General features: G+C 53.5%; 13 protein-coding genes. 3 read left to right on the top strand and 10 right to left on the bottom strand.

Features of this window, described 5'->3' with window-relative positions; all coding sequences use genetic code 11:
* Positions 1 to 7: 7 nt before the first annotated feature.
* Positions 8 to 1,675, top strand: coding sequence for a DNA repair protein RecN (gene recN, locus AC4LF3_RS02190; RefSeq protein WP_010796792.1), 1,668 nt, complete (start codon positions 8 to 10; stop codon positions 1,673 to 1,675).
* A 61-nt stretch (positions 1,676 to 1,736) separates the two neighbouring features.
* Here recN and fur read toward each other — a convergent pair whose 3' ends face one another.
* On the bottom strand, positions 1,737 to 2,141 hold the full coding sequence (fur, locus tag AC4LF3_RS02185; RefSeq protein ID WP_010796791.1) for a ferric iron uptake transcriptional regulator: 405 nt from the start codon (positions 2,139 to 2,141) through the stop codon (positions 1,737 to 1,739).
* A 92-nt stretch (positions 2,142 to 2,233) separates the two neighbouring features.
* Here fur and AC4LF3_RS02180 point away from each other — a divergent pair, with 92 nt between their 5' ends.
* On the top strand, positions 2,234 to 2,782 hold the full coding sequence (locus AC4LF3_RS02180) for an outer membrane protein assembly factor BamE (RefSeq protein ID WP_010796790.1): 549 nt from the start codon (positions 2,234 to 2,236) through the stop codon (positions 2,780 to 2,782).
* A gap of 64 nt (positions 2,783 to 2,846) precedes the next feature.
* Here AC4LF3_RS02180 and AC4LF3_RS02175 read toward each other — a convergent pair whose 3' ends face one another.
* From AC4LF3_RS02175 to AC4LF3_RS02155, 5 genes are all read right to left on the bottom strand, one after another.
* The gene (locus AC4LF3_RS02175; protein WP_491834692.1) at positions 2,847 to 3,782 is read right to left on the bottom strand and encodes an NAD-dependent epimerase/dehydratase family protein; all 936 of its coding nucleotides are present in this window, start codon (positions 3,780 to 3,782) and stop codon (positions 2,847 to 2,849) included.
* Complete coding sequence (locus tag AC4LF3_RS02170) at positions 3,775 to 4,674, bottom strand: sugar nucleotide-binding protein (protein WP_491834691.1); 900 nt, start codon at positions 4,672 to 4,674, stop codon at positions 3,775 to 3,777. Before AC4LF3_RS02170 ends, AC4LF3_RS02175 begins: the two co-directional genes overlap by 8 nt.
* A 106-nt stretch (positions 4,675 to 4,780) precedes the next feature.
* Positions 4,781 to 6,994 (bottom strand): YccS family putative transporter, encoded by a 2,214-nt coding sequence (gene yccS, locus AC4LF3_RS02165; RefSeq protein WP_491834690.1) that lies wholly within the window; start codon positions 6,992 to 6,994, stop codon positions 4,781 to 4,783.
* A gap of 251 nt (positions 6,995 to 7,245) precedes the next feature.
* Complete coding sequence (gene ssb / locus AC4LF3_RS02160) at positions 7,246 to 7,758, bottom strand: single-stranded DNA-binding protein (RefSeq protein WP_019366098.1); 513 nt, start codon at positions 7,756 to 7,758, stop codon at positions 7,246 to 7,248.
* 25 nt (positions 7,759 to 7,783) lie between these two features.
* Positions 7,784 to 9,172, bottom strand: a complete 1,389-nt coding sequence (locus AC4LF3_RS02155; protein WP_491834689.1) for an MFS transporter — start codon at positions 9,170 to 9,172, stop codon at positions 7,784 to 7,786.
* 299 nt (positions 9,173 to 9,471) lie between these two features.
* Between AC4LF3_RS02155 and uvrA the strand changes: the two genes are divergently transcribed.
* Positions 9,472 to 12,306, top strand: coding sequence for an excinuclease ABC subunit UvrA (gene uvrA / locus AC4LF3_RS02150; protein ID WP_019366100.1), 2,835 nt, complete (start codon positions 9,472 to 9,474; stop codon positions 12,304 to 12,306).
* Positions 12,307 to 12,322: 16 nt separating this feature from the next.
* Here uvrA and AC4LF3_RS02145 read toward each other — a convergent pair whose 3' ends face one another.
* From AC4LF3_RS02145 to AC4LF3_RS02130, 4 genes are all read right to left on the bottom strand, one after another.
* Complete coding sequence (locus AC4LF3_RS02145; RefSeq protein ID WP_491834688.1) at positions 12,323 to 13,195, bottom strand: MBL fold metallo-hydrolase; 873 nt, start codon at positions 13,193 to 13,195, stop codon at positions 12,323 to 12,325.
* Positions 13,196 to 13,323: 128 nt separating this feature from the next.
* Positions 13,324 to 14,781, bottom strand: a complete 1,458-nt coding sequence (locus AC4LF3_RS02140) for a catalase (RefSeq protein WP_286788096.1) — start codon at positions 14,779 to 14,781, stop codon at positions 13,324 to 13,326.
* 167 nt (positions 14,782 to 14,948) lie between these two features.
* A complete protein-coding gene (gene rplQ / locus AC4LF3_RS02135) occupies positions 14,949 to 15,341 on the bottom strand; it encodes a 50S ribosomal protein L17 (RefSeq protein WP_074829509.1) in 393 nt (130 codons plus the stop codon).
* Positions 15,342 to 15,384: 43 nt separating this feature from the next.
* Positions 15,385 to 16,386, bottom strand: a complete 1,002-nt coding sequence (locus AC4LF3_RS02130) for a DNA-directed RNA polymerase subunit alpha (protein WP_010796771.1) — start codon at positions 16,384 to 16,386, stop codon at positions 15,385 to 15,387.
* Between the last annotated feature and the right edge of the window lie 4 nt (positions 16,387 to 16,390).

Below are 16,390 nucleotides of genomic sequence, written 5' to 3'. Positions count from 1 at the left end.
CACCCACATGTTGGTGCATCTGTCCGTCCGTAATTACGCGATTGTTGAACATCTCGATCTTGAACTTGAGCGTGGCATGACAGTGATTACCGGCGAAACGGGCGCCGGCAAATCGATCATGCTCGATGCGCTCGGCCTTACCATGGGCGACAGGGCAGATAGCGGCGTAGTACGCCCTGGCGCTGACAAGGCGGACATCCTGGCCACCTTTGATCTGAAACGCATCCCCGAGGCGCAAAGCTGGCTGGCCGAGCGAGACCTTGATAATGATGGGTTGTGTATTTTGCGCCGTGTTATTACAGCCGAAGGTCGCTCGCGGGCCTACATCAACGGGTCGCCCTGCCCTCAAGGGGACCTTAAGGCATTGGGCAGCCTGCTCATCGACATCCATAGCCAGCATGAACATCAGTCACTGCTGAAAACGGATACCCATCGCCGCTTGCTGGATGAATTTGCCGAGGCAAAAGAGCTGGCACGCCAGGTACAGCTGGCTTCACAGCGGTGGCGCCAGACCAAGCAAACCCTTGAGCGACTGTCGAGTAGCAGTGAAGAACAACGAGCTCGCTATCAGTTGCTGAGTTACCAGCTTGAAGAGCTGGCAAATCTCGCTTTGAGCGAAGGGGAAATCGAAGCACTTGAACAGGAGCAGAAGACACTAGCCAGCGCAGAGCAGCTTCTTGTTGCCTGTCGTCAGGTCATCGACCTATGCAGTGAGGGTGAAGGCGGCAACGTCCTGTCGGCCCTGAACACAAGCACTCACCGCCTGGGCGGATTCAGTCATGCGCCCAAACCGCTGGAGGAAGCGACAAACCTGATTGGTTCGGCGCAGATACAGATCGAAGAAGCCGTGTCCGAACTCAACCGCTTTATCGATAACTTCGAGGCCGATCCAGAGCGCCAACAGGTAGTACAGGAGCGCCTGGATGCCATCTACACCATGGCGCGTAAACATCGCGTACAGCCCGAAGAACTTGTTCACTTGCAGACACAGCTTCAGAGTGAGCTCGAGTCGCTTAATGCTGATGATGCAGCGGTTGAGCGCCTCCAGGAAGAGCTGGCAGCGTATGCACGTCATTATCAAGAAAAGGCCAATGAACTGAGCGAACGGCGACAAACCCGTGCGCCCGAGTTGGCGGCAGCCGTAGAGACAGAGATGCAGCGCCTCGGCATGCCTGGTGGTCGTTTCTCTATTACGCTACAGCCTGAACCCTCAGACGACCTGCAACCTTACGGTCAAGAAACGGTGGAGTTTCGCGTAAGCGCAAACCCTGGTCAGCCGTTGAAAACTCTGGCCAAGGTAGCGTCAGGAGGCGAGCTGTCTCGTATCAGCTTGGCCATTCAGGTCATCACAGCCCAGACGTCACGCGTCCCTACGCTTGTATTCGACGAAGTGGATGTAGGGATCGGCGGGCCTACCGCTGAAATTGTAGGTCAATTACTACGACGCCTCGGCGAAGATGGACAGGTTTTAACCGTTACTCACCTGCCACAAGTAGCGGCTCAGGGACATCACCACCTCTTTGTTCACAAGGAGCGTGGCGTCAGTGAAACACGGACGGCGGTTGCGATACTCGACAAACAGCGCCGCATTGAGGAAGTGGCCCGCATGCTAGGGGGCATCGACCTGACGCGCGAATCCCTTGCGCATGCCAAAAAGATGGTTACAGCGAAATAACAGCGTTAAGACGAAACAAAAACAGCGGCAAAGGCCGCTGTTTTTTATTGCGCAGCAAGGCTTATTTTCTTTTTTTGACGTACAGCACAAGATTGTGATCGACCAGCTCATAGCCGTGCTCTTCAACAATCTCACGCTGACGCTTTTCGATTGAGGCATCTGTGAACTCGATGACCTCGCCTGAGTCTACACACACCATGTGATCGTGATGTCCCGTATCTGCCAGCTCAAACACAGCATGGCCACCATCGAAATTGTGGCGATCCACCAGTCCAGCGGCTTCAAACTGGGTCAATACACGATAAACAGTAGCGAGCCCGACATCCTCGCCGGCCTCCATTAACGCCTTGTATACATCTTCAGCACTCATATGGCGCTGACCGGCGGAATCCAGCATTTGCAGGATCTTGACCCTTGGAAGAGTCACTTTTAGCCCGGCTTTACGGAGCTCGTTATTTTCAACCATGTTCTTTCTCGGCTTCGAACGCTTCGCAGCACTTCGGAATGCAGGTATGATCAGAGTTCATTGCCTAGCAAGATAGTGGAAGTCTTCCCCCGATGCAAAACCTCAAGCTAACGCTGACCGGGCTTACCTTTCTGAGCCTCGCCACGCTCGCCGGATGTTCTTTTCCGGGGGTCTACAAAATTGATATCCAGCAGGGCAACGTTGTCACGCAGGACATGATAGACCAGCTTCGCCCAGGAATGACCCGACGACAAGTAAGGTTTATCATGGGGAGCCCCCTGATTACCGATACTTTTCACGCTAATCGCTGGGATTACCTCTATAGCATGCAGCCGGGTGGCGGTCAGCGCCAGCAGGAGCGTGTGAGCCTGGTTTTCGATGACAGCGATCATCTTGTAGGCCTCGCCGGCGACTTCAAACCGGGTGTTACCCGGGAGCAGGAAATCATGGGCACAGACGGTCAAACCGCTGCTCCAGAGACCTCCAGCCCAGCGGACCAGCCCGCTCAACAACAACCTCAGCAGCCGGTTGATCAACCGCCAGCACCTGGCTCAGTTGAAGAGCAGATCCAGCAGGAAATCGATAGAACACAGTCGACTCCAGTCCCTACGCCAGCCCCTATTGATACACAGAACGAATAGATTCCATTATCTATTTCAAATAAAAAAGCCCCGGTTGACGGGGCTTTTTTATGGGCCGCCATGGTTAGCTGTCTGTCTTTAACAACAGGCTCAGCCCCTCACGCATAGACGTAACGTGATCAAAAGTGAAATATGCCTTGAGACGCGAGTTATCTGCTTTTGAATGACGGATATCACCTGCGCGTGTTGCTGCATGTGTGATCTTGGGAAGACCGCCTACTAAGTCGCCAACTTCCTGTAACAATTGATTCAGGCTAACGACTTGGCCGTGTCCTACGTTGACAGGCCCAACCACGGGTTCAGCGCTTTCAAGACCTTGGACAATAAGCCCTACCAGATCGCCCACATATACAAAATCGCGGGTCTGCTCGCCATCGCCGTAAACGGTTATTGGCTCTCCCTGACGTGCTCGATTTGTAAAGATACTGATGACCCCCGAGTATGGTGAAGACGGATCCTGCCGAGGGCCATATATATTGAAGAATCGGAAGACGACCGGCTCCAGAGCGTGCTCACGGCGGTAGAAATCAAAGTAATACTCGCCAGCCAGCTTATCAGCTGCATAGGGCGTAAGCGGCGCCTTGGGCGTTTCCTCGGCAATGGCCTGCCCTTCTCCGTTCGGCCCATATACCGCAGCACTTGAAGCAAAAACCACACGGCGAACATGATGCTTGCGCATGGCTTCGCAGACATTCAACGTGCCTATAAAATTGCTCTGATGCGTACTAACCGGGTTGTCTACCGACGCCTGAACCGAGGCGACAGCCGCCAAATGCACAACAGCACAGCAACCTGTCATCGCTTGGTGAACCGTATCGGTATCGGCCACGTCCCCTTGAATGATTTCTAACCAAGCATTATCTGCTGGGAGATTGTCCCGTTTACCGGTAGAGAAATCGTCCAGTACCCGGACACGTTTGCCTTTGGCTAGTAGCACATCAACCAGATGAGAACCGATGAACCCGGCTCCGCCCGTTATGAGAATAGGTTGCTCAGTCATGGCGACTTCCTGTTTGCCGATAATAACGGTCCAGCAAAGCGGACATTCCGCTACGCCAGTTACGCGGCTTGACGCCAAACGTGTTCAAAATCTTTCTGCAAGCTAACACTGCATTTTGCGGCTCTTCAGAAGCATCGCGAGTCGCGCCATGAGCTCTTGGCTCAAGGTTCGGCTCTGGCATCCCGTGCAGAGTCAGGGCCTCGGCAATAATCGCCTGTCCCAGCGTCAATTGAGTAACAGCCTCAATACCGCCGTAATGATAGGTCCCCCACAGAGGAGCACTGCAATCCAGTTGCTTGATGACGGCTAGGATAACCCGCCCGGCGTCATCGACAGGGGTTGGGCTTCCACGACGGTCATCAGCAAGCGGCATCAATTGCCCTACCTCAGCCCGCGACAGGAAACGGTCCAGTTCACCTTGCGGGCTTTCATCCAGAAGCCATCCCAATCGCAACAGAACATGCTGGGGGCACAAGGCACGTACTGTTTGCTCTATAGTCAATAGCGCCTGTCCGCGCACACCAAGAGGATTGGGCTCATCTTTCTCGCTATACGCACTCGCTCTACTCCCATCGAAAACACGGTAGCTGGAGGGCTGTATCAAGGCAATTGAGTAATGTTGGCAGAGTTCAGCCAGCCGCTCGATAGCGCTGGCCTGCCGAGAGAGCTGGTCATCATCGACGTGCTCGGCCTGAAACCAGTCGAAATAATAGGCCAGGTTGATAATTACATCGGGACGGGTGTCATCAAGCAACTGAGTCAGGTGGCTGGCGTTCCAGCCCTGCGCTGGCGGACGAGGTGCAAGAAAGTGAATATCTTCTTCAGCACCCAGACGGATCAGCGCCTGACCCAGGGCATTACCGCCGCCCAACAGCATGAGGCGCATGCGCATGGAGTTCGGGTATCTTCCAAAATCTAATCATAAATGGCGTGCCTGAAAACAGGCACGCCGACAGTGTCATCATTGTGCAGCATAGCGGAAGCTTTCGTCATCCGCGTCAGGATGGGACAGCCTCAACGGTTGTCTCATCTTCGGTATTTTCTTTTGGCGCACGTAGCACATAGGCCGCTGCGCTCTTGAGGTTGGGTAGCAGACGGCTGATCAAGGCCAATTGGGTCAGTACCAGACGATGCCCATCGTCAAGATCATCCGGAAACTGTTCCAGCTCATCAGCCAAGGCATTTTCTTCTTCTGCCGTAGGCACCAGAGAACGCCGCTCATTGAGCGCTTGGGCTATTTCAAGCAGCCCTGCGCTCAAGCGGTCCATGGCTTTTTCAATCAGGACATCTACGGGATGCTCAGCCAGCTGTATACGGTGAGCCCCTAATGCTGAGAGATAACCCAACAAGGTATTGGATAACGCCAGAAAGCGAAACCCTGCCTCTAAATTACGGCGAAAATGCCCAGGCTCTCGCAACATGTTAGCCAGTGCTGCCGATAACGTCGCGTCTGCGTTGTGTACGTTACGCCGCGCCACCCGGTAATTCAGATCATCCCGCTTGCCGTGGCGATACTGGTCGATGACGCTACGCAGGTAGTTATTGCTGGTCAGCAGTGTGTTGGCCATCACCTGATGCAAGCGTCTTCCCTGCCAGTCGGGCAAGATAAAGAAGACAGCCAATACCGCAATTAGGCAACCGATAAGGGTATCGATCAGACGCGGCCAGATCAGTCCGAAACCATCGCCCACCTGGTTGAAGCAGAACAGCACCATGACCGTGATAGCCGCTGTGGCGATGGTATATCGATCGGTCCGGGTCACGAAAAAGACCGTACCTGCGATAACCGCCAACGACAGCTGAGCCTCGGTACTGCCAAAAAGCTGTAGCAAGGCATTTCCCAACAATAGACCTATGACGGTACCCACTATTCGCTGAACCAGACGTACCCGCGTAGCGCCATAATTTGGACGGCATACGAAAACAGTCGTGAGCAATATCCAATAGCCGTAGTTCGGGTGAATCAAATGCAAGATGCCATAGCCGGCAGCCAGAGCAATAGCCATTCTCAGCCCATGGCGAAACAGAAGCGATGTTGGCGTAAGTTGCAGTCGTATGCGTTGCAACATGTCCTTGAGGGAGCGCGGCGTTGGATCAAGCAGGCTGGTATCCAACTCTCCTATATTGACATCAGGCTGGCTGGCATTGGAAAGCTGGCGCTCCAGAGTCGTCAGATTGGTGGATAACGAATCCAGAGAACGTAACAGTCCACGCCAACGGGGGTTGTTCTGCTGTTTGAGGTGTTCGATCGATGCGTGCAGGTCAGCCATAGCCTGATGACTCTGCTGGCCATACTCAAAGGGCTGCCGCAATCGAGTAGCCTCCCCTAGCAAGGCACAAGCCTTTGCCTGCAGACTCAATAACCGCTGGCAACGAAACAGCACATCGCTATGGAAAAACGCCTCGGTCAATGCGCTATAAGGATAATGGGAAGAGCTGGCCCGCTCGTGAATATCCTGAGCCATGAAATAGAGCTTGAAATAGAACCCCGAACGTACGCCTGGTCTACCTGAGCGGCCAAAGCGAATCAGAATAGTGGCCTTGGCCTTGTTCAGTGCATCGACAACACGCCCATTCTGCTGCGCCAGTTTCAAACGGCGCTCATGGAGATCTACCTGACGCACCGGCTCAAGCAGATCAGCCTTGTAGCGTAGAAAGAGACCCAGTTCATAATACAAAGCTGCTAGGTGCTGCCGCACCGGCTGATGTGCAAACAAGGCACACCATAGCACCGATAGAAAGCCGTACCACGTGGCGCCCGCCAACAAAAGCGCGGGCTCATGCCAGATCGGCACCTCGCCTCCAAGCCGCTGATCCACGCCGATCATTCCATAGATGGACAAGATCACTGTTGCTTGGGCTATTGAGCCATACCGCTCGCCAAGCGCGCCCAGCAACGTCAACAAGAATGTAGCCAGCGCCAGCCCGCAGACAAAGACCCAAGGATAAGGGAACAGTATCTCCACAGAAAACGCAGCGATAGTAAAGCAGACCAGCGTTACCAGCAGGGACTTCAGTCGTCCCAGCCAATTGTCATCGGTCTCGGCCAGGGCACTGGCAATAATTCCGAGAAAGACAGGAGAAATGGAGCGTAGATCCCCTAGATACCAGCATACGGCCATAGCCCCTGTCAGGGCGACAAACACACGAACACTGTAGCTGGCCTTATCATGGGCCCACAAATGACGCAGAGGTTTGCCGAATAAAGTCATGGTGAGGCTTCGTTAGCTCCGTTGTGCCTCTTCAGCGAGGCTGTTACTAATAGACGCTGGGCAAAGAGGAAAAGACATCCTACAGATGAAAGTGTTTTTATTGTTTCCAGGCCAATCCACCAATACAAGGACAAGCAGCTCCAAAGATCGGCTCGAACAGGAATAACTGAAGCACACGTCTTGAGCGGTAAAAATAAAAAAGCCCAACTCTTTCAAGTCGGGCTTTTCGTTCAGAACCAGCTCAATACGTATCAGAACGGGATATCGTCATCAAAGCTATCGTAGTCTGGTGCCGGCTGCTGTGGCGCAGGTGCCGGACGGTTTTCACGCTGAGGCGCCGCAGCTTGCTGGGGACGAGGTGCCCGAGGCGCCTGTTGAGTCTGATTGTATTCATCGCCACCACCAGCAGACGCGCCACCACGGCCGCCCAGGAGCTGCATGGTACCGTTGATATCTACCACGATCTCGGTGGTATAGCGGTCCTGTCCGTCCTGGCCCTGCCACTTACGGGTGCGCAAGCTACCTTCCACATAGACCTGTGAGCCTTTACGCAGGTATTCCCCAGCAATTTCAGCCAACTTGCCAAAGAAAACCACGCGGTGCCACTCGGTACGCTCTTGCTGCTGGCCGGTCTGCTTGTCTTTCCAGCTATCACTGGTTGCCAGCGTGACATTGGTCACTGCATTGCCATTGGGCATATAACGAGTTTCCGGGTCGCCGCCGACGTTCCCGACCAGGATTACTTTATTAACACCACGAGCCATTTACTTCTCCTGAAATCTTTATCAATCAATAAGCTGCCGGCGCGGGATTTACCAACCGCTCCAAGGCCTCACGATTGACCTGTTTGGTATCTATTTTAACGTAGACCGCAGCTTCTTCCGCTACGACTACCGCGTCGGTAACGCCGGGCAAAGCCATTAGCCTATCAGTCAATGCCGCATCCTGGGCAACGGATGGTGCCAACGGCATGCGCAGACTGGTGACATAAGGGGGTTCGCGCATCGTAACAGCTATTAGCAGCCAAACGACACAAAGCGCCGCACACCCTAGAAAAACGGTATTCAACCCCCCATGCTGGAACAGCCAGCCGCCCAGAATGCCACCGGCCGCCGAACCTAGAAACTGACTGGTGGAATAGATGCCCATTGCCGTCCCCTTTCCTCCAGCAGGGGCCACCTTGCTTACTAGCGAGGGCAGTGAAGCTTCCAACAGATTAAAGGCAGCAAAGAACACAACGATGCCAATTACCAGTGCCGTCAGACTTTCATCAAAGGCAAAGAAAAACAGCTCACACAAAGCCAGTACCGCAATAGCGCCCACGAGCACCCGCTTCATCTGCCGCTTCTTTTCGCCATAGATGATAAAGGGCACCATGGCAAAGAACCCTACGACCAAGGCAGTCAGATAAACCCACCAGTGCTGCTCCTTGGGCAACCCGGCATGCTCAGCCAGCGCCAATGGCAGCGCTACAAAGCTGGACATCAGCACGGCATGCAATACGCCAATGCCAAGGTCCAGGCGCAAAAGGTCCTTGTTGCGCAACGTTTTGCCTAATGCCTGTTTGGCAACACTGGACTCGCGATGTTGCATGACGCGCGACCCCTTGGGCACGAGGAAAAGAATCAACAGGAGTCCAATCAGCGCCAGCGCAGAAGTCGCCCAGAAGAGACCTGACAAACCAAACGAGCGCGTCAGCAGAGGACCGGACACCATTGCAACCGCAAAGGACACGCCAATACTCATTCCAATGGTAGCCATGGCCTTCGTACGATGCTGTTCGCGAGTCAGATCGGACAGCAGTGCCATCACGGCGGCAGAAATAGCTCCGCCCCCTTGAATGACACGACCCAGAATAACACCCCATATGCTGTGCGCATTAGCAGCCACTGCAGCACCTGCAGCAAACACCAGCAGGCCGGCAATGATAACCGGCCGCCGACCAATACGATCAGAAAGCGTACCGAAGGGAATTTGCAGTATAGCCTGGGTCAAACCATAAGCACCGATTGCCAAACCGATGAGGGCTGGCGTCGCATCTGCCAGCTCCTGACCATAGGTGGCCAGCACCGGTAACACCATGAACATACCAAGCATGCGAAAGGCAAACACAAGGGCCAGTCCGACCGCCGCGCGGCGCTCTAAAGCGCTCATGCGGTCGCTGAGCTTATCGTGCATGAATACTCCTCTTGTCGGCACCTCAAAATTCATCGTGCCGGATAACTTTAAAAATAGCGAAAGAATGACCACATATAGGAAAGCGGGACGAAGCCCAAGCATGCCGACTTATACCCCAGACATGCTGTCCCTTGGCTGTACCGTTGCCAATTTGGCAACGCGGCAATTACTGCTGAAGAGCACTCACAATTTTACCAGTCTTGACCTGTCCGGCACAGGCGCGACGTTTCGACGCGCACCCGGCCGACGTCGTACAATTGCGGGTTCTCAGATGCCCGCCAAGCGAGGCCATAACATACGTGGATAAGATCCTTATCCGTGGGGCGCGAACCCACAATCTAAAAAATTTCGACCTTACCCTACCCCGCGATCAGCTCATCGTCATTACAGGCTTGTCCGGCTCGGGCAAATCGTCTCTGGCATTCGATACGCTTTATGCCGAAGGGCAGCGCCGCTACGTCGAATCATTATCGGCTTACGCTCGCCAATTCCTGTCAATGATGGAAAAGCCTGAGGTCGATAGCATAGAAGGCTTATCACCTGCGATTTCCATTGAGCAGAAGTCTACCTCGCACAACCCTCGCTCAACGGTAGGGACTATCACCGAAATCTACGATTACCTGCGCCTGCTTTACGCGCGTGTAGGCACGCCACGGTGTCCCGATCACGACGTGCCTCTGGAAGCACAGACCGTCAGTCAGATGGTCGATCAGGTCGTCAGCATGCCAGAAGGTCGCCGCCTTATGTTGCTGGCTCCTGTCATCCGTGAGCGCAAGGGTGAGCATCAGGCTATCTTCGAAGAGATGCGTGCGCAGGGCTTTGTTCGTGCCCGGGTAGATGGTCGCCTGTACGAATTAGACGACCTGCCCAAGCTAGACAAGCAAAAAAAGCACACCATCGAAATCGTGGTCGATCGCTTTAAAGTACGCGGCGACATCCAGCAGCGCTTGGCAGAATCGTTTGAGACAGCGCTTAAACTGGCCGATGATATTGCTGTAATCGCTCCCTTGGAGGGCGAGGACGGTGAAGAAGTGCTCTTTTCAGCTCGCTTCTCCTGCCCGATTTGCGGATTTTCCATCGGCGAGCTTGAGCCCAAGCTATTCTCGTTCAACAACCCGGCCGGTGCCTGCCCTACCTGTGACGGCCTAGGCGTTAGGCAGTTTTTCGATGCACGCCGGGTTGTAAATAGCGAGCTTTCCCTGGCAGAAGGGGCCGTACGCGGGTGGGATCGCCGCAACGTCTATTACTTCCAAATGCTGGGTTCACTCGCAGCCCATTACGGCTTCAGCCTTGAAGAACCCTTTAAGAACCTCAGCGCCAACCATCAGAAAGCGGTGCTCAACGGCTCTGGTCGTGAGGGCGTAGAGTTTCGCTATCTCAACGATCGCGGAGACATTGTCAAGCGCTCTCACCCATTCGAAGGCATTCTGCCGAATCTGGAGCGACGCTATCGTGAAACCGAATCACAAAGCGTACGGGACGAGTTGGCCAAATACCTGAGCACACAGCCGTGTTCGGAATGTAATGGTACACGTCTGCGCCGTGAGTCACGTCACGTATGGGTCGGGGACAAAACGCTACCTGCCGTGACGCGCTTACCGGTAGGAGATGCAACCAGCTACTTTGCGGACCTGACCCTGGCCGGACATAAAGGCCAGATCGCAGACAAGATTCTCAAGGAAATCCGCGAGCGCTTGCAGTTCCTGGTCAATGTAGGACTGGACTACCTCACCCTGGACCGCAGCGCCGACACACTTTCCGGGGGCGAGGCTCAGCGTATTCGCCTCGCCAGCCAGATTGGCGCAGGCCTTGTCGGGGTCATGTACATTCTTGATGAGCCTTCTATTGGCCTGCATCAACGGGACAACGAACGCCTGTTAGGAACACTTACGCACCTGCGTAACCTGGGCAATACTGTCATCGTCGTAGAGCACGATGAGGATGCAATCCGCCTTGCCGATTATGTTGTAGATATTGGCCCAGGGGCAGGCGTACACGGCGGCCAGATCATTGCCCAAGGTACACCGGCAGAAGTCATGGCACACCCAGAGTCCGTAACGGGGATGTATCTTTCAGGACGAAAGAAAATCGTCGTGCCTGCCGAGCGCACCAAGCGTGACAAGAAGAAAGAACTGGTCATTAAAGGTGCCCGCGGCAATAACCTACAGAACGTTGAGCTGCGTATTCCAGTAGGCTTGTTCACATGCATTACAGGTGTTTCAGGCTCAGGCAAGTCAACCCTCATCAATAATACCCTGTTCCCTATTACAGCTACCGCACTCAACGGCGCCACTACGCTGGAAGTAGCACCCTATGATTCGTTCGATGGCCTGCAGCATATCGACAAAGTTGTCGATATCGACCAAAGCCCTATTGGACGCACTCCTCGATCAAACCCGGCGACTTATACGGGCATTTTCACACCCATACGTGAGCTGTTCGCGGGTGTGCCAGAGGCGCGCTCCAGAGGATACGGGCCGGGCCGCTTCTCCTTTAACGTGAAAGGTGGCCGCTGTGAGGCGTGTCAGGGTGACGGCGTTATCAAGGTAGAGATGCACTTCTTGCCCGACATTTATGTGTCATGCGATGTCTGTAAAGGTAAGCGCTACAACCGTGAAACACTTGAGGTCAAATACAAGGGTAAGACCATCACAGAGGTGTTGGACATGACCATCGAAGAAGCGCGTGAGTTCTTTGATGCAGTGCCTGCCCTGGCGCGTAAGCTTCAAACCCTGATGGATGTCGGCCTGTCCTATATCCGCCTGGGCCAAAGCGCAACCACGCTCTCTGGTGGAGAAGCACAGCGCGTCAAACTGGCTCGGGAGCTATCCAAGCGTGATACAGGCAAGACACTCTATATCCTTGACGAACCCACAACCGGTCTTCACTTTGCGGATATCCAGCAATTGCTTGACGTACTTCACCGCCTACGTGACCACGGCAATACCGTCGTAGTGATCGAGCATAACCTGGATGTTATCAAGACGGCAGACTGGCTGGTGGACCTAGGACCTGAAGGCGGCTCGAAGGGCGGTCAGATCATCGCAACAGGTACACCAGAAGACGTAGCCGAGAATCCAGCCTCGCATACCGGACGGTTTCTGCAACCATTGCTGGAGCGTGACCGGGCGTGATGCCCCCTACTAACCTTTATAGGTTAGTAGGCGTTGCATCTACAACTTGGAGCTCTGTCGGTCTACTTTGCTGGCAGCGCTCCAGCTCCTTTGCATCATGACTACAAAAAAGCTCCACCTCACTCTTATGTGTCAACGAAAGCTCACGCAGCCGCTGCTGATTACGCAGACGTAGCTCTCGGTTAACTTCCATCATCGTTTGATAAAAACGCAAACCTGGCGTACAGGAACGCTTCGGCTGCCCGACTTCTTCACGATAAAAGTAAGCATCGCCAGCGTGAAGCAACCAACCTGTCGGTGTCTGAATGGCAATCCCCGCATGCCCCCAAGTATGGCCTGCCAATGGAATCATGAGAATTTCTGGAGGCAGACCTTTCAAATCCCGAACTGCAGAAAAGCCATACCATGCCTCGCCTTGAGGCTCATATAGTTCCCAGCGCCTTACCTGGTCCCATTGATGAAAACGGTAGCGTCGCTTGCCTATATAGCCATGAGGCAAACGGGCCATACTTATCTCACGTTCTAGCACATGAACCGTGGCGTCTGGAAAATCCTCCAGACCACCCGCATGGTCGAAGTCCAGATGGGTAAGCACAATATGGCGTACATCGCTGGCCTGGAATCCAACCTGCCGAATTTGCTCGATAGCGGTATAACGCATCTCAAACTGTATATTGTTGAACCCAATAAAAAATCCGCTAAGACGCTTGTGCGGTGCATGAACATCACGGGCACCAAACCCTGTATCAACCAATACAAGGCCATCGTTGTCTGTCTCAATCAACAGACAATGACAAACAAGATGTCCTGTCAGGCCTTTGCTGAATCCATCAAAAAGCGCACCGCCCCACGGACACATACAACCGCAGTTAAGATGATGTATACGCATGAGATCAATCCCAGTGTGGTTCTTTTATTGCGACACACCGCGGGCGTCAGGTGTTTCCTCTATCTGTACATTTATTTGCAGACAATAAAAAAGCCCCTCGTAGGAGGGGCCTTCTGAACTGACGATACTTATTCCACTTCGCTTAAGGACACACCCAAACCACTGGCGATCCCCTCACCATAAGCGCGATCCGCCTTAAGGAAATGAGCAATCTGGCGGCATTGAACGTCACGCGTAACAGAACGCATAGCACCAGTGATGTTATCGATCAACAATGCCTTTTGCGCATCGGACATCAGGCGGAACAACGCTCCTGCTTGAGAATAATAATCCTCGTCCAGGCGATGATCATAACGATCCGCTGCACCACTCAATGTCATTGCAGGCTCACGGTACTGAGGGGCCTGCTTGGGTGCATTGCTAAAGCTGTTTGGCTCATAGTTGGGCGCTGCCCCACCATTACCATCAAAACGCATGGCACCATCACGTTGGTAGTTCTGGTAAGGCGAACGCGGAACATTTACAGGCAGCTGCTGATAGTTGGTTCCGACACGATAACGCTGAGCATCAGCATAAGCGAACACGCGCCCCTGCAACATTCGATCAGGCGACAGACCAACCCCTGGCACTACGTTACTAGGAGCAAAAGCTGCCTGTTCAACCTCTGCAAAATAATTAAGTGGATTACGGTTAAGCTCCAGGTCACCCACCTCAATCAACGGAAACTCTTTTTGCGACCATACCTTGGTGACATCGAACGGATTCTCTGTACGGCTAAACGCTTCAGCTTCGTCCATCACCTGAATGCAAACGCGCCATTTCGGAAAGTCACCCCGCTCGATTGCATCGAACAGATCACGCTGAGCATAATCTGGATCAGTACCGGCCAACCTCGTAGCTTCCGCCGGAGATAGGTTCTTGATGCCCTGCTTGCTCTTAAAATGCCACTTCACGAAGCGCCGCTCACCCGCTTCATTGATAACGCTAAACGTGTGGCTCCCAAAGCCATGCATGAAGCGATAGCCGTCAGGAATACCACGATCAGAGAACAGAATGGTTACCTGGTGCAGTGACTCCGGAGAATGCGACCAGAAGTCCCACATCATTTGCGGGCTCTTTAGGTTAGTCTGCGGGTTGCGCTTCTGGGTATGAATGAAATCGGGAAACTTCAGTGGATCACGCAGGAAGAAAACAGGCGTGTTGTTACCAACGATATCCCAGTTGCCCTCTTCCGTGTAAAACTTCAAGGCAAAACCACGAGGATCACGTTCGGTATCTGCCGAGCCACGCTCACCGCCAACAGTAGAAAAGCGCAAGAATACCGGCGTCTGCTTACCTACGCTTTCAAAAAGCCGAGCAGAGGATAGATGGGTAATATTTTGAGTAACGGTAAAAGTACCGTAAGCCCCAGAACCTTTTGCATGTACACGACGCTCAGGAATCACTTCACGGTTGAAGTGAGCCAGCTTTTCAACAAGATGAAAATCATCTAACAGCAACGGGCCACGTTCACCGGCAGAGCGAGAGTTTTGATTGTCGGCAACTGGAATGCCGCTAGCAGTAGTGAGCGTATTGTTCTGGCTCATGAAAAACTTCTCCCTTGGAATTGCGCTTCAGCGCGTCTTGCAGAGAAGTATGTTAAAAGCGGGACGGTAGATCTAATTTATTAGATCTAGCCTTGTGATAGAAAACCCAACTACTTTAAGCATAAAAAAGCCGGACACTAGGCCCGGCTTTTGATAACACTCACTGTTTATTCAGCAGAGTCAGCCTCAACTGTGCCGCCAATAGGACGGTCAACCAGCTCAACATAGGCCATAGGAGCGTTATCACCAGCACGGAAGCCGCACTTGAGAATACGCAGGTAACCACCTGGACGATTTGCATAACGCTTGCCCAGATCGTTAAACAGCTTGCCGACAGCAGCTTTCGAACGAGTACGGTCGAAAGCCAGACGACGGTTGGCAACGCTATCTTCTTTGGCCAGAGTGATCAGCGGCTCGGCAACGCGACGCAGTTCCTTGGCTTTCGGAAGAGTAGTTTTGATCAGTTCATGCTCGAACAGCGACACAGCCATGTTCTGGAACATAGCCTTGCGGTGTGCGCTCGTGCGGTTCAGGTGACGACCACTTTTACGATGACGCATGGTTAAATTCCTTACCAAACTAACGTTCGGTGACTAATAACGATCAGGCTGTAGCCTTATCGTCCTTCTTAAGACTTGCCGGGGGCCAGTTGTCCAGGCGCATGCCAAGCGACAAACCACGTGAAGCTAGGACATCCTTAATCTCGGTAAGCGACTTCTTACCTAGGTTAGGCGTCTTGAGCAGCTCTACTTCGGTACGCTGAATCAGATCACCGATATAGTAGATATTCTCAGCTTTCAAGCAGTTAGCCGAACGGACGGTCAGTTCAAGGTCATCAACCGGACGCAGCAGAATCGGATCAATTTCGTCTTCCTGCTCAACGACAACAGGCTCACTGTCACCTTTGAGATCAACGAAAGCAGCCAATTGCTGTTGCAAGATGGTTGCAGCACGACGGATAGCTTCCTCAGGATCTAGAGTACCATTGGTCTCAAGATCAAGAACCAGCTTATCCAGGTTAGTACGCTGCTCAACACGAGCGTTTTCGACCACATAGGCCACACGGCGAACCGGGCTAAAAGAGGAATCGAGCTGCAGGCGACCAATGGCACGCGTCTCGTCTTCTTCACTCTGGCGAGCATCAGCCGGCTCATAGCCACGGCCACGAGCAATCTTAAGCCGCATGTTCAGCGAACCGTTATCAGCCAGATGAGCAATGACATGATCGCCGTTGACGATTTCAACGTCATGCTCAAGCTGAATATCGGAAGCCAGAACGGGACCTTGACCTTTCTTGGAAAGGGTCAGAGTCACCTCGTCACGACCATGAAGCTTGATAGCCAGACCTTTAAGGTTAAGCAGGATTTCAATAACGTCTTCCTGCACGCCTTCGATTGCGCTGTACTCGTGTAGTACGCCATCAATTTCGGCTTCGACCACCGCGCAGCCAGGCATGGAGGACAACAAGATGCGACGAAGCGCGTTGCCCAAGGTATGACCAAAACCGCGCTCGAGAGGCTCGAGCGTGATTTTGGCGCGGGTTGGACTGACCGCCTGCACATCAATGTGCCGGGGGGTCAGGAACTCATTTACCGAACTCTGCATGGAT

Source organism: Pseudomonas sp. C2.3V (assembly GCF_058536325.1).
The sequence above is the reverse complement of the archived record's forward strand: the minus strand, read 5'-3'. Positions and strand labels throughout refer to the sequence as shown.

Coding starts and splice junctions, on each gene's coding strand:
- recN (WP_010796792.1), top strand. CDS start 8: ATGTTGGTGCATCTGTCCGTCCGTAATTACGCGATTGTTGAACATCTC.
- fur (WP_010796791.1), bottom strand. CDS start 2,141: ATGGTTGAAAATAACGAGCTCCGTAAAGCCGGGCTAAAAGTGACTCTT.
- AC4LF3_RS02180 (WP_010796790.1), top strand. CDS start 2,234: ATGCAAAACCTCAAGCTAACGCTGACCGGGCTTACCTTTCTGAGCCTC.
- AC4LF3_RS02175 (WP_491834692.1), bottom strand. CDS start 3,782: ATGACTGAGCAACCTATTCTCATAACGGGCGGAGCCGGGTTCATCGGT.
- AC4LF3_RS02170 (WP_491834691.1), bottom strand. CDS start 4,674: ATGCGCATGCGCCTCATGCTGTTGGGCGGCGGTAATGCCCTGGGTCAG.
- yccS (WP_491834690.1), bottom strand. CDS start 6,994: ATGACTTTATTCGGCAAACCTCTGCGTCATTTGTGGGCCCATGATAAG.
- ssb (WP_019366098.1), bottom strand. CDS start 7,758: ATGGCTCGTGGTGTTAATAAAGTAATCCTGGTCGGGAACGTCGGCGGC.
- AC4LF3_RS02155 (WP_491834689.1), bottom strand. CDS start 9,172: ATGCACGATAAGCTCAGCGACCGCATGAGCGCTTTAGAGCGCCGCGCG.
- AC4LF3_RS02145 (WP_491834688.1), bottom strand. CDS start 13,195: ATGCGTATACATCATCTTAACTGCGGTTGTATGTGTCCGTGGGGCGGT.
- AC4LF3_RS02140 (WP_286788096.1), bottom strand. CDS start 14,781: ATGAGCCAGAACAATACGCTCACTACTGCTAGCGGCATTCCAGTTGCC.
- rplQ (WP_074829509.1), bottom strand. CDS start 15,341: ATGCGTCATCGTAAAAGTGGTCGTCACCTGAACCGCACGAGCGCACAC.
- AC4LF3_RS02130 (WP_010796771.1), bottom strand. CDS start 16,386: ATGCAGAGTTCGGTAAATGAGTTCCTGACCCCCCGGCACATTGATGTG.